The organism is Formosa sp. Hel3_A1_48 (genome assembly GCF_001735715.1).
Classification (GTDB): Bacteria; Bacteroidota; Bacteroidia; order Flavobacteriales; family Flavobacteriaceae; genus UBA3537.
This window is the reverse complement of sequence record NZ_CP017259.1, coordinates 906,616-918,952: the sequence shown is the minus strand read 5'-3', so window position 1 is coordinate 918,952 and position 12,337 is coordinate 906,616. Positions and strand designations below refer to the sequence as shown.

At 36.4% G+C, this 12,337-nt stretch carries 12 protein-coding genes; 2 read left to right on the top strand and 10 right to left on the bottom strand.

Annotated elements, in window-relative coordinates; genetic code table 11:
• Positions 1-5 precede the first annotated feature (5 nt).
• From FORMA_RS04165 to FORMA_RS04125, 9 genes are read right to left on the bottom strand one after another with little or no spacing between them, the layout of a single operon-like run.
• Positions 6-431 (bottom strand): hypothetical protein, encoded by a 426-nt coding sequence (locus tag FORMA_RS04165; RefSeq protein ID WP_069674472.1) that lies wholly within the window; start codon positions 429-431, stop codon positions 6-8.
• 24 nt (positions 432-455) lie between these two features.
• On the bottom strand, positions 456-1,160 hold the full coding sequence (locus FORMA_RS04160; RefSeq protein WP_069674471.1) for a TIGR04283 family arsenosugar biosynthesis glycosyltransferase: 705 nt from the start codon (positions 1,158-1,160) through the stop codon (positions 456-458).
• On the bottom strand, positions 1,153-1,851 hold the full coding sequence (locus FORMA_RS04155) for a DUF547 domain-containing protein (RefSeq protein WP_069674470.1): 699 nt from the start codon (positions 1,849-1,851) through the stop codon (positions 1,153-1,155). The genes FORMA_RS04160 and FORMA_RS04155 overlap by 8 nt, the downstream gene beginning before the upstream one ends.
• A gap of 9 nt (positions 1,852-1,860) precedes the next feature.
• The gene (gene arsM / locus FORMA_RS04150) at positions 1,861-2,829 is read right to left on the bottom strand and encodes an arsenosugar biosynthesis arsenite methyltransferase ArsM (protein ID WP_069674469.1); all 969 of its coding nucleotides are present in this window, start codon (positions 2,827-2,829) and stop codon (positions 1,861-1,863) included.
• Entirely contained in the window at positions 2,830-3,642 is an 813-nt protein-coding gene (locus tag FORMA_RS04145; protein WP_069674468.1) for a purine-nucleoside phosphorylase, read from the bottom strand.
• Positions 3,635-4,246: a TIGR04282 family arsenosugar biosynthesis glycosyltransferase gene (locus tag FORMA_RS04140; RefSeq protein WP_069674467.1), complete on the bottom strand. Its 612-nt coding sequence runs from the start codon at positions 4,244-4,246 to the stop codon at positions 3,635-3,637. The genes FORMA_RS04145 and FORMA_RS04140 overlap by 8 nt, the downstream gene beginning before the upstream one ends.
• A complete protein-coding gene (locus tag FORMA_RS04135; RefSeq protein ID WP_197500780.1) occupies positions 4,239-4,727 on the bottom strand; it encodes a rhodanese-like domain-containing protein in 489 nt (162 codons plus the stop codon). Before FORMA_RS04135 ends, FORMA_RS04140 begins: the two co-directional genes overlap by 8 nt.
• A 7-nt stretch (positions 4,728-4,734) precedes the next feature.
• On the bottom strand, positions 4,735-5,793 hold the full coding sequence (arsS, locus tag FORMA_RS04130) for an arsenosugar biosynthesis radical SAM (seleno)protein ArsS (protein ID WP_069674465.1): 1,059 nt from the start codon (positions 5,791-5,793) through the stop codon (positions 4,735-4,737).
• Positions 5,794-5,795: 2 nt separating this feature from the next.
• A complete protein-coding gene (locus tag FORMA_RS04125) occupies positions 5,796-6,131 on the bottom strand; it encodes an arsenosugar biosynthesis-associated peroxidase-like protein (RefSeq protein ID WP_069674464.1) in 336 nt (111 codons plus the stop codon).
• Positions 6,132-7,217: 1,086 nt separating this feature from the next.
• Here FORMA_RS04125 and FORMA_RS04120 point away from each other — a divergent pair.
• Together FORMA_RS04120 and FORMA_RS04115 are read left to right on the top strand one after the other, a co-directional pair.
• Positions 7,218-7,889, top strand: coding sequence for a hypothetical protein (locus tag FORMA_RS04120; protein WP_069674463.1), 672 nt, complete (start codon positions 7,218-7,220; stop codon positions 7,887-7,889).
• A gap of 155 nt (positions 7,890-8,044) precedes the next feature.
• A complete protein-coding gene (locus tag FORMA_RS04115) occupies positions 8,045-9,328 on the top strand; it encodes a T9SS type A sorting domain-containing protein (protein WP_069674462.1) in 1,284 nt (427 codons plus the stop codon).
• Between the two features lie 93 nt (positions 9,329-9,421).
• Here the strand turns inward: FORMA_RS04115 and FORMA_RS04110 are convergent, their stop codons facing one another.
• Positions 9,422-12,103: a T9SS type A sorting domain-containing protein gene (locus FORMA_RS04110; RefSeq protein WP_069674461.1), complete on the bottom strand. Its 2,682-nt coding sequence runs from the start codon at positions 12,101-12,103 to the stop codon at positions 9,422-9,424.
• Positions 12,104-12,337: the final 234 nt, after the last annotated feature.

Here is a 12,337-nt window from a genome sequence, read left to right as displayed (position 1 = left end):
AGTCTTTAGTTTTTTATGTTCAATTCTTTTTGTTGTGCAGGCACAATGTATTCGTCAAAATACCAAGCTGACCATTTTTCTAAACTCAAAAAGAGGCCAATTCCGAGAATTAAAATAATAATGCTTAGTAATATTAGGTTTTTCTTCTTGCGTTTAGGATCAATAGAACACTGGTTTTGTTTTTTTCTGAATTTGTATACACCATAAATTCCAATGCATAGGGCTAAGATTTTTAAAATCCAGGCTCCAGTACCAGAACTTCCATCTTCTTCATAAAAAAAATCAGCAAATGAAATGGCATAAACGCCACCCATAAGGCCAAACATAAATAGAACAGCGGGAGCTACACAGCATAAAATACCTGCTAGTGCAGCACTTATGGAGTATTTGACACCCCATTTAATAAGGTTAGGGTCTTTTTTTTGGGTCATAATTTGTAGTTTCAAACGTTAAAGTTACTTAATATGTTTGATATAATAGTTTTCAAGTTGTTTTGCTGATGCGCCAAAATACCATTTCAGGTGGATTATTAAAAAGTGATATTGGAGTTGCCATACCCCGTTGGATTTGTACCGCCGGGCAGAGCTTGTTACCCAATGCGGCAAAACAATAAACTTATGATGTTTGTATAACTTAGCTATAAAATCATTGTCTTCATAAATTAGATAGCTTTCGTCATAACCATTGAGTTGATTAAACACTTCCTTAGTTACAAATAGACTTTGGTCACCTCCACGGCAAATTTTTAAATTAAAATGTGTGAGCCATCCAGAAAATACAAGCCACCAATGCTGGGAATCAAATTTCATTTTAAAACACCCTGAACTTGCTCCATTTCCAATGTGTTTGCTTATAATTTTATTGTAATTTTTGGGCGGAAAGGTATCGGCGTGAAGAAAATATAAAATCTTGTATTTTGCTTTTTTTGCCCCCATATTCATTTGCTTAGCACGGCCTTTTTCGGACTTTAAAATGTGTATGTCTTTGTTTTTTGAAGCAATTTCGGATACAATCTCTACAGATCCATCCCTGCTGCCGCCATCTACGACAATCACCTCTGTAGGAACATCATCGTGTTTATTTTCAATCAAATAATCTAGAAGCCGCTTTATGTTTTGTGCTTCGTTAAAGACAGGAATTATGACACTAAGACTATTCATTTAGGGACCAGTCGTAGTTTAAAAAATTGATTTTGGCATCCAAATCTATTTTAGTTGTACTGTAGCGGTTTAAGAATTTTATAAACGCTTTGTTTTTTGGAAAATCTGCAGCAAACCATTTAAAAATCTTTGACAGGTTTACCACTTTTTTGCTGATGCTGTTTTTTTCTTGATCATTCATAAATTCCTTTGTTGCGTTCTCAAGCACAAGATCTAAATTTGAAGCTTCAAATGCGCTGTTTTGTAGTTTGGGACAGGATTTTGATGCACATACAATTGCAAAGTGGATTCGGGGTTCGTTCATTTTGCGCAATATTTCATGTTCGATTGTGTCTAAAGACAGTTTTTTGCCCTCAACCACAATCAATTTTTTAGACCAAGGCCGCCAAATGTTTTTTATGCTTTTCAGCGGATATACTTCAATGATAAGTTGTACTGTAAGGGCATTATATGCATTTATCCAATAGGCTAAAATTTCAGTTTTACTCCATAATTTACTAGGGGCATTTAGACTTAAAAAGTTGATATAATCATTAAGTGCTTTGTGGTCTTTTTGAAAGGCTTTATAATCTACAGCTCCATTTGGAGAAACGTGTTTCTTGAGCAGAGAAGTCCACTGCTGGTGGTTTATGTTTTGTGAAAATCCAAACAAGACATTTATGTAGATAAAAAAGACAATACTAAATTTCATTTTGCTGATTTAGCAACACCCACCACCGTCGTAGTGAAAGGTTGATTTACTTATAAAAATATCTTTCTGGTTTAATTTTTTGAGCGCTTTAGCAGTTTTATCACAAATAGCCAAAGGTTGATTTTTGAGGAGTATATGACCTGCTTTATCGTCGAAATAATCATCGCTCCCAAAATAAATAGCAGCTTTGCCAGTAAAGACGCATGGCCCATCGCTAGGCATGGGGTCTTTTATAGCTGCAACTTCAATAGACTCTATATAAATAATTTCGTCGGTATTATAGTGTTTTGGGTCTAATATCCGATAGGGTTTTCGTGCTCTTATTTCAATTGTACCAAACCCTGCGTCGGTGAGCATGCGTACATAATCATTAATGGGAATACTACCACTTAGGCATAATGCACGTAGTTGTTCGTTTTCGCGAAGTTCATCGCTCATGGGTTGTTCGCAGGTTGGATCGCTCATGACCAAGCGGCCATGAGGTTTAAGAACCCGAAACATTTCTGCAATCGCTTTTTTCAATTCTTCAGTTTTAAAGATATTGAACAGACAGTTTTGCGCCGCAACATCAATACTGTTACTGTCCACGGGAAGTTCTAGTGCATTTCCTTTTTCAAGGCGCACAAAATCTTTTTTAAACCATGGATTGAGGGCTTCTGCTTCAGTGAAGTTTTGTGCCGAGGCTTCAAGCATTTCATCAACAACATCAACGCCAATAACGCCATTTTTTTGCCTACTGAAATAAGCAAACTGCAAAAGTTCCATACCTCCACCCACACCAACGTACAAAATTTTTGGGTTATTGGTCAAATCCCGCGCATGAACTGTACTTCCACAGCCATAGTTCATTTCTTGCATGATTTTGGGAATCTTCAGACCCGGTAATTCCCAAATCGGATTGGTTGTACAACACAGGCCAACATCTGGCTTCAGTGCTGCGGCTTTATAAACATTGTGTGTAGTTTCTAAGTAGCTCATTTAGAGTGTTTTAATTAGTTCTTTAAATAAAATAATCATTTTGGGCTCAGCCAAAGCAGCCATATCCATAATATCTTGAATGTCTACTGGCCTGAGATGATTTGGATCGCATTCATCAGTAATTACTGAAACAGCAACAACTTTAATGCCTAAATGATTGGCAACAATGACTTCGGGAACTGTGCTCATCCCCACAGCATCCGTACCAATGAGTTTCAACATTCTGTATTCTGCACGTGTTTCGAGTTGGGGGCCATAGACACTAGTATACACACCACTGTGCAGCTTAATTCCTTCTTTTTGAGCTATAGATTTTAAGCGCTCATTCATTTTTTGATCATAAGGTGCACTCATGTCAACAAAGCGTTCACCGAGTAGTTCAACACCTTTGAAGGCTAGGGGAGAGCCCCCTTGTAAATTTATGTGGTCATCAACGAGCATAAGCTCACTTTTTTTAAAATTAAGATTGATGGCACCAGAGGCATTTGAAACCAAAAGCTTTGCCACACCAAGTGCTTTCATGATGCGTACAGGATAGGTAACATCTTGCAAAGAGTAGCCTTCATATAAATGGAAGCGCCCTTGCATCACGATTGTTGTTTTGCCTTCAATTTTTCCAAAAATGAGTTTGCCTTTATGAAATTCTACTGTTGCTGTAGGAAAGTTAGGAATGTGGTTGTAGCTGACTTCGCTTATGATCTCGACCTCCTTGATGAGTTGACCAAGGCCAGTACCAAGTATAATCCCAATTTCAGGAGATTCGAATCCTTTATCTTTTAGGTAAGTAACCGTTTCGTTGATGAGTTTAACCATAAATATTTAATTGTTTTAGAAGTTGAGGTTCTTTTTTGAGATCTTCAAAATGATCAATATCGTTGAGCGGTTCTAGCAAGCTGATGTTGAATTTTTTTAAATCCTTTAAACTGTTTTCTAAAACCGTACTGCTGCCCCATTTTTTGTGTTTAAATAGTTCTGGAATCATAAAATTTAGGCCCAATAAATAATACCCTCCGTCCTCAGCCGGTCCAATAACTACATCTTTTTTTGAGAGTTGAGCAAAAGCAGTTGTGATGTGTTCTGTTTTTAGACTGTAAACGTCACTTCCGACAATGACTACCTGTTTGTAACCCAAGCTGAATGCTTGTTCAAAAGCAGCGGACATTTTATCACCCAAGTCGCCTTCTGCTTGCTTTTTTTTCTTGCACTCTAGTAATGTCCAGGGGTCTTTGTCTTCAACATATTGAGAATAAAATACAATTTTGTCTGCTGTGCTTTTTGCGGCAATTTTTGCGGTGTGTTTTGTTAAGATTTTATAAGTCTCGAGTGCTGCTTCATCGCCAATAGCTTTGGCTAATCGCGTTTTTACGCGTCCCAACTCTGGATTGCGTACAAATATAATAATCAGTTGATTACTCATAAACTTTTTTTCCTTTCGAGAGGTATACACCCCATTTTTTTGAAAAGACATGCACTTTTTCTGTTGTCTTTTTATTATCGTCATAGACTGGATACCCTTTGTTTACCCAGTCGAAAATACCACCATATAAGTTATATACTGAAGTGTAGCCGTATGCGATTAGTTGTTCTGCTATTTTTCCTGATCGAACCCCAACAGAGCAATATACAATTAGGGTTGTGTTTTTATCTGATATTAGATCCCTCAGCTCGTTTAAATCAAAATTCTTATATCCAATATGCAATGCATTTTCAATTTTGCTTACTTGGTACTCCTGTTTTTCCCTTGCATCCAAAACTACGCTAGTCGTTTGAACTTTGTACAAGGATTTGGCAGAGATAAACGGGGCTTTAAAGTTGTAACCAGCCATGAGTTCATCAATGCTTTTTTGTCCATAAGTACTCCAGCTTAATGTCATAAAGAATAAAATTAGGATTTTCATTTTCATTTTAATTAGTCACACTGCCTTGGCAACTACTTCCAGCTCCTGCAGTACAGCCGTAGCAGTGTTGCGAAATTTGAATATTGCGTTTATTCAACAGGGCCTCATCAAAATCTTTAATATGCACTACAGCCCCCTTAAGTTTCAAATTTAGCATCTGATTAAAGTCACAATCATACAAATACCCATCCCAGCTTACAGATATTGTATTTTTGCACATCACATTTTGTACAGCACTGGGGTTGAAGGCCTCTACTAGTGTATGCATGTAGTCTTCATAATTCTCTGACGCCAAAAGGTAATCTAAGAAGCGGCTAATAGGCAAATTTGTAATCGCAAAAAGGGTATTGAATTTTATGCCAAATTCGTCTTGAAGTTCTTTTTTAAACTCAAGCTCCAAGCTTTTCTGATCTGCAGGTAAAAATGCGCCCGATGGGTTGTAGACAAGGTCTAATTTTAGTTTCGAATCGCTTTGACCATAACCAGCACTATTGAGTTTTTTTAAGGCTTCAATAGATTTGTTGAAAACACCATCCCCCCTTTGCTTATCTGTTTTGTCTTTGGTCCAGTGCGGCATAGATGAGACCACGTGAATATTGTGTTTTTTAAAAAATGCTGGTAAATCGTTATAATTTTTATTGGCCATAATGATGGTTAGGTTTGAGCGCACAATAAAGTCGTTCACTCCTATTTTACTAGCTTCTTCAACGAACCATCTAAAATTTGGATTCATTTCAGGTGCACCTCCAGTAAGGTCTAAGGTGTGTACATTCGATTTTTTCAGTACATCTAGACATTGCATCATGGTGGCTTTGGACATGATTTCTTTTCGATCCGGTCCGGCATCAACATGACAATGCGCACAGACCTGGTTGCACATATAGCCTAGGTTGATTTGTAAAATTTCAATGGTATTGGGCTGCAGAGGAAATTCATTTACAGTTTTTAGGGATTCAACAAATGTTGGTAGTTCGTTGTTGTCAAAGATTCCATTGGATAAAATTTCCAACTGTCGTTCTGTATTTGCCAGTTCGTTTTGCCGCTGTTTCAACGATTTTTTCAACATATCTACATAGAAAGTTTATTGTACTTATTCATCATTTGCACCCCGTGAACAAGTGTTGCGCCACTTTCTATAGCAGCACCTGCATGTACAGCTTCCATCATTTCTTCTTTTGTGATTCCGCGCTCTAAACCGTCTTTAGTATAGGCATCGATACAATATGGGCATTTCACAACATGTGCTACTGCTAAGGCAATAAGGGATTTTTCACGTGCACTTAGTGCACCTTCTTCAAATACTTTTCCATAATAGTCAAAAAACTTTTGGCCGAGTTCTTCGTTCCATTGGGAGATGTTTTTAAATTTTTTTAGGTCTGCTGGGTCATAATAGGTTTTGTTCATGAATTTGAATTTTTATGTTATTTATCCCTAAAGCTAATTATTAATTTTTGTTTTTTAAACTTTAAAAACTAAAAAATATAAAATAAACTATACAAGGGCTATACAGTAGCTCGGGTTTATTTTTTTTGAACATTAATTAGACTGTATAAATGTTTAATTAATATTCTTAAATTATAAGCACAACTAAATAAACAAGCAGTTTTAAAACGGTTAGTTTTTTTACATTATAATGTATCAAAATTGTAGTGGTGTTAATGTTTATGATCAGCACACAAATAATTAATTTTGTTTTGTTGTGAATTTTTGTTTTATGTTTTAAAAATATTAAAGCCAAAACAGCGCATCTTCTATCAATTTTGAAGTTTTGTTTACCTAGTTATAGCAGAGCATAAAAGCAACAAACTAATTAGATTCGTCTAATTTGACTAACCAACTTAACTTGAAAAGGCATCTTTAGAGATGTCTTTTTTTAATTGCTCTTTATATTTTTGATCTACAATAAGTAGCTGTTCTACGCCCAGAAAACCATTGCGCTCACCCACTCAATATTTCAACTTTAGGAGATAGACTTTTTTTCATAAAAATGACATTGTGGGTGAATTTAGCTAGACAAAGCTGATTATTTATCAATTTATTCAACAACTGCAATCAAAATTAAATAGCCAGCCTTTAAGTAGTTGGGTTTTTCGTTATTTTTATTTATTCTCAAACACTTTAGTAACAATTATTTATCAGTTTATTCTAACGAAACCGTTTTAGTTATTATTGTTAATTCTGCTTTTTTTGCACATTATTAATTTTTTAAAATCAGTTTTTTACTATGTAGAACTAATTTAATGTTAAAATAAACTGTACATAAACCATACATTTTGATAGTTTAAGTATTTTCCTTTAGTATAGATTATGTTATAATTAATCGTTTTCGTTTATTAATTACATTTTTTATATGTTTAAAATTATCAAATTTATAAAAAACGAAGTTTTGTTAACCCTTTTGTATGTTATTTGTATTGGTTTGCTATGGAATTCAAAACAAACATTTAATTATTTTTGAGATTGATAAATTAATTAACAAATTACAATAACATGAAAAAAATTACATTTTTATTATTCCTTTCATTCTTCATGCTTGGATTTTCACAGGATGTCCTAAAAACTGATTACCCTGTTTATGATGGCACTTTTGCTGGATCAGTTTATTCGCAAAGTTTTACTTTTCCTACTGCTGCTGATGCTTGGGCAGGCTTCGCAAACGATAATACTAATATGTATCCAATGGTATTTAACAATGGTGGCTTAATCACTTTTAAGGCAACTACAGCAACTGATACTGAGGTAAGATTTTTATTTGAAGCTAATCCATATCCGAACAACTCACCAGCATTTGATGTAACAGTTCAACTGCTTGCTTCTAATGATGCCGATCATGTTTACTCTGTCACTATTCCAGCGTATACTACAGCTGATCAAAACTTTAACTCCGCTATTTTTTATGTCACTCAAAGGGATGTTACAGTTTCAATTAAGGAAGCTAAGATCCAAACGTATGCTTCAGATGGGACTACAGTAGAAAAATCAGATTTTCCAGTCTACAAGGGTGTTTTTGCAGGATCAGTTTATTCACAAAGTTTTACTTTTCCTACTGCTGCTGATGCTTGGGCAGGATTTGCAAACAATAATACCAATTTATACCCTATGACTTTTAACGAGGGGGTAAGATTACATTCACAGCAACTACAGCAACTGATACTGAGGTAAGATTTTTATTTGAAGCTAATCCCTATCCAAACAATACCCCTTCATTCGAAGTTACGGTTCCTTTATTAGCAGCTTTAGGGGATAATTCAACTTACACTGTTGATATTCCTGCGTATTCAACTGTTGGCCAGAATTTTAATTCTGCTATATTTTATGTGACATCTAGAGATATTGAGGTTACTGCAAGTAACTTCAAAATTGAAACCTATGGTTCATCAGGTACTTTGAATCCTTTATTTGATTTTGAAACTGTAAACTATACTGTTTCAACTGATGGCGCTGGTGGTGCTGCTCCTACATTCTCTGTGGTAGCAGATCCCTTTGATGCTACTAATAATGTTGGGAAAATAGAAAACTCTAACCCAGCATATGCAAACACACAATTTACGCAAGATGTTTATGTTGATCTTACAGGAGGCGACAAAACCATTTCTTTTCGAATTTGGAGTGATTCGCCTAAGCCAGGATTATTGAAATTAGAAAGTTCTCTAAATGGTAATCCTGCAATTGAAAAATCGTTCACAACAGCAGGAACAGGATGGGAAACAATAGATCTTGATTTTAGTAGTGCAAGCTACTGCTGTGGTAATACAAATACTGTAGTCTATGACCAATATAGAAAATATGTGTTGTTCATGGATTTTGGTATTACATCAGTGGGAACCTATTACATTGACGATTTTGAGGGTGGTGTACTTGGAGCTACATATACCCCTCCAGTTACAAGCTGGTCATTAGATTTCGAAACTGCAACAACTGTATCAGGATTTGAAGGTTTGGTATACACAGATCTTTTTGACAATGATCTAACTGATGGTATCAATACATCAGCTAAAGTTGGGAAATTGGATAATGTAAACGCCGCTCCCTACTGCCACATTAAAATTGCGATTAACCCAACAGCTTTTGATTTATCTGCTAACGATAAGGGTTTTTCTATTATGTACAAGGGTAATAGAGAAACCTCAGTAAAATTAAAATTGGAAGGTGGTTCAGCCGCTAGAGAAGTAGATGCTAACTACACTAATGTTGGATTATGGCAGAGACTTCTTTTTGACTTCTCTGCATTTAATGCTTCAGATTTAAATCTTATTGTATTGTTCACAGATATTACAGGACCAGCAAGTACAGATGCTAATGATGATACCTTCATGATTGACAATATTGTTTTTGGTGAATTCGCATCTTTGTCAACTCAATCTTTTGAGTTAAGCTCTGCTGTCAAAATGTTCCCTAATCCTGCAAAAGATACAGTTCAATTCTCTGTAAATTCTAACGAGAATTTGGATGTTCAGATTTTTGATATGCTAGGAAAATCTGTAATGCGTGTCGATAACGTAAGAAATGCAGTTAATGTTTCTGAATTAAATTCTGGACTATATTTCGTTCAAATGACGTTAGGTGCACAACAAGCAACTAAAAAGTTAGTCATCAAATAAGTTTTTACTAACTAATCAAAATATAAAAGACCTCCAAACGGAGGTCTTTTTTTATTTCACACTAAATTTTGCTGAAGCCAGAAGAACAGTTTTCTATTTTTTAATAAACTTTAAAAATTGCTCTTTACCTTCAAATTTTAGGCCTAGGATGTAAAGTCCGGGGCGGAGTGTTTCTACACCAATTCTTTTATTTTCTGTAATCCCTTTCAAAATTTGTTTCCCAGAAAGCTCCATGATACTGTAGGCGATCTTTTGAATAGAAGGGGCTGTTTTTATGCTTAGTGTTGAAACTACAGGATTGGGAAATATACTGAGTGACGTTGTATTAAAACTATTTTCATTGGCAGATAAAGTGCTTTCAACTGTTGTTTCGAACATGCCGTTTCCGTGCGTTCCCACAAGAAGTTTGCTGTCGGACGGTCTGTAAACCAATCCGCTGACCACGGCCAGTCCAATTTCATTAACTCCTTCAATTTCCCAATCGTTATTAAGTGGATCATTAGATGCATACAGCCCCCTGGCTGTACCAACAAAATAAATCACCTCTCCGTCAACCTCGGCTATCGCCGCAGAGCGAATGGAATGTGCATTTAGATTGTTTTCCACTAACGACCATAGTGGTTCCTCTGCACGGGCATTTAGGGTTAAAAAAATACTATTAATACCATAATTTGAATAAACCACCAAGACGGTATCTGGATCGTTCGGATGAATCGCCAATCCACTTACATAAGCCCCGTTATTGGTGTCTGCACCAAAGGGTGTAATGATTATTGCATCGTCAATACTTGTTGCGTTTTGTGGATCATCTAGCCTGAAAATACCGCCGTTCCCGCCACCAATCAACAAATAACTTGATAGAGGATTATGAGCCCCTCTTGTAGTTGCAAATGTCCGGATTGGCTCATCGTTTGGCAAAGCGCCTAAGTTTTCCCACGTGAGAGCTGTTATGTTTTCTGCGTCATTTGTTTTGTACAGTTCAGACAATCCTGCGTAATACAAATTTGTTGTATTATCGGGGTCTATATAAAAGTAGGTTACAAATTGGCTTTCGGACCCATCAGGGGTAATTGTTCTGAACTCAGGAAGGTTAGTAAACATATTCCCATTTTGAGTTCCCGCATAGATTTGAATAGCTTCGTTTTCGCCTCTCCGTGCAATTCCAACAGCAACACCATCTCCACCTGAATACGATTGCATACTTGTGTTGTCTGGAAGGCCAACATCTGTTCCTCCATATTTTGTACCGTTATCTTGGGTTCCTCCAATAACAAGATTACTTTCTGTTGTTGGATCTAATGCGACATGGTAAAATTGGTAGGTTATGTAATTATTATTTAAGCTTTCCCAAGCGACTTCCTCGGCATTAACATCAGAGGTTTTATGTACACCACCATCTGTTCCAGAAAAAAATATATTAGGGTTATTAGGATCAAAAACTAAAGCATGTATATCTGGGTGATGCTCAACGCCACCGGTATTGTACAAACCATAACTGGTGTTGCTGATGTAGCCACCAATGCGCGTAAATGTTTCATCATTTAAAATATCTTCTATTTTGTAAATATTGGTTCCTCCTATGGTTACAAAGTTTTCATCGTCGGGCTTAACACTAACCACTAAATCGTACCCTCCTTGAACAGCAAACGGGTCATTTCCAGCAAGGTCACCGTCAGGTTCGTCCGGTAATTTTGATGAGTAATTGGTCCATGTATCCAAATCCAAGTCATATTTCCATAAATCTGCTTCTATGCTTTCTGAGGCTCCATTGACGTAAAGGGCATAAATAATATTGTCATTTGATGGGGCGGCTCCAAGTACAATTCTTCCTTGCGCTAACCAATCGGTTGGTGTCCCATTTTCAGCAATTCTTGTCCATGAGCCATTTCCTGTGGGAGAGGTCCATACTCCGTTTTGATCTACTCCTCCATCAAAGGCTGCGTAAACGCGCCCGCTGCTGCTAATCAATACATCTGATGTTGTATTTGAATTGTCTTGATTGAGTTCGGTAGTTAGTGTTGTACCATCGAATCGGTAGATTCGCGCAGTTGCTGCAATCAAAAGATCTCCGTTGATAGGGCTAACTTCTAATGCAGATATCAGATCAAGTCTTGAGTCAAAACTAGTGAAATCGAAGCTGGTTTGTTGTATTATATTCCATGTTAAGCCACCATCTTCCGATTTCCATATACCATCACCAAAATAAAATGACCCCAATGAGGCGCTATTGCCCAACCTTTCTCCAGTGGCATAATACCAAATATTTTGAAACCCAGGTCTTGGATCTTGCGCAATTGCGGATACATTGTGAATTTCATCGTTAGCAGAGACCTTACTCCAACTAGCACCACCATCAGTTGTTCGGAATACTCCACTACTAACTCCTCCTGCAATCATAGTGTTGCCACTTGGGTCACTCAGGTCTATAACCAAAGAACGTGTTCTTCCTCCATAATTTGAGGGTCCTCTTGAAATATATGTATTGCTGCTCATTGAGCGCCTGCGCGCTAATTTCTGCTTTGCAGCTATGGAATTGTTAAGTTCAATACGCTTTTCTTGAATAGGGATAATTCTGCTGAGAGGGTTTTTTTGGAGATTATACTCATGTTGCATTCGCTCTTCTACAAATAATCGCCTTTCTTCCGCAGTTTTTTTACCTTTTTTTTTGAGTACGACGGGATTTATTTTTTTGGGCGTTGAGTTCGCTTGGAACCGACAAGTAGTGATGTAAAGAATACACCCAATTAGACAAATAAGGTACAGATTTATTTTCATGAGTGTTAAATTGGTAGACCAAATATAAGAGCAATAAATCGCTTTGAATCTTAATTTTAAGCTAAAAAATCAACTAATTAAAATGAAAAGACTTGGGAGGAGTTTATTTTATTGTGCTAAAACGAAGTGTTTTAAGAGGTTTTTTAATTGGTTGTCTAAAAAGAACCGCAAAACCTTTGCATAAAAGTGATGCGGTTTAATCTGTACAATTAAAAATGAAGTTAAAATCGAACT

Excerpts from the sequence above, each read along its gene's own strand:
- FORMA_RS04135 (WP_197500780.1), bottom strand. The coding sequence starts at position 4,727 with ATGAAAATCCTAATTTTATTCTTTATGACATTAAGCTGGAGTACTTAT.
- FORMA_RS04155 (WP_069674470.1), bottom strand. The coding sequence starts at position 1,851 with ATGAAATTTAGTATTGTCTTTTTTATCTACATAAATGTCTTGTTTGGA.
- FORMA_RS04165 (WP_069674472.1), bottom strand. The coding sequence starts at position 431 with ATGACCCAAAAAAAAGACCCTAACCTTATTAAATGGGGTGTCAAATAC.
- FORMA_RS04140 (WP_069674467.1), bottom strand. The coding sequence starts at position 4,246 with ATGAGTAATCAACTGATTATTATATTTGTACGCAATCCAGAGTTGGGA.
- FORMA_RS04160 (WP_069674471.1), bottom strand. The coding sequence starts at position 1,160 with ATGAATAGTCTTAGTGTCATAATTCCTGTCTTTAACGAAGCACAAAAC.
- FORMA_RS04110 (WP_069674461.1), bottom strand. The coding sequence starts at position 12,103 with ATGAAAATAAATCTGTACCTTATTTGTCTAATTGGGTGTATTCTTTAC.
- arsS (WP_069674465.1), bottom strand. The coding sequence starts at position 5,793 with ATGTTGAAAAAATCGTTGAAACAGCGGCAAAACGAACTGGCAAATACA.
- FORMA_RS04145 (WP_069674468.1), bottom strand. The coding sequence starts at position 3,642 with ATGGTTAAACTCATCAACGAAACGGTTACTTACCTAAAAGATAAAGGA.
- FORMA_RS04120 (WP_069674463.1), top strand. The coding sequence starts at position 7,218 with ATGAAAAAAATTACATTTTTATTATTCCTTTCATTCTTCATGCTTGGA.
- FORMA_RS04125 (WP_069674464.1), bottom strand. The coding sequence starts at position 6,131 with ATGAACAAAACCTATTATGACCCAGCAGACCTAAAAAAATTTAAAAAC.
- arsM (WP_069674469.1), bottom strand. The coding sequence starts at position 2,829 with ATGAGCTACTTAGAAACTACACACAATGTTTATAAAGCCGCAGCACTG.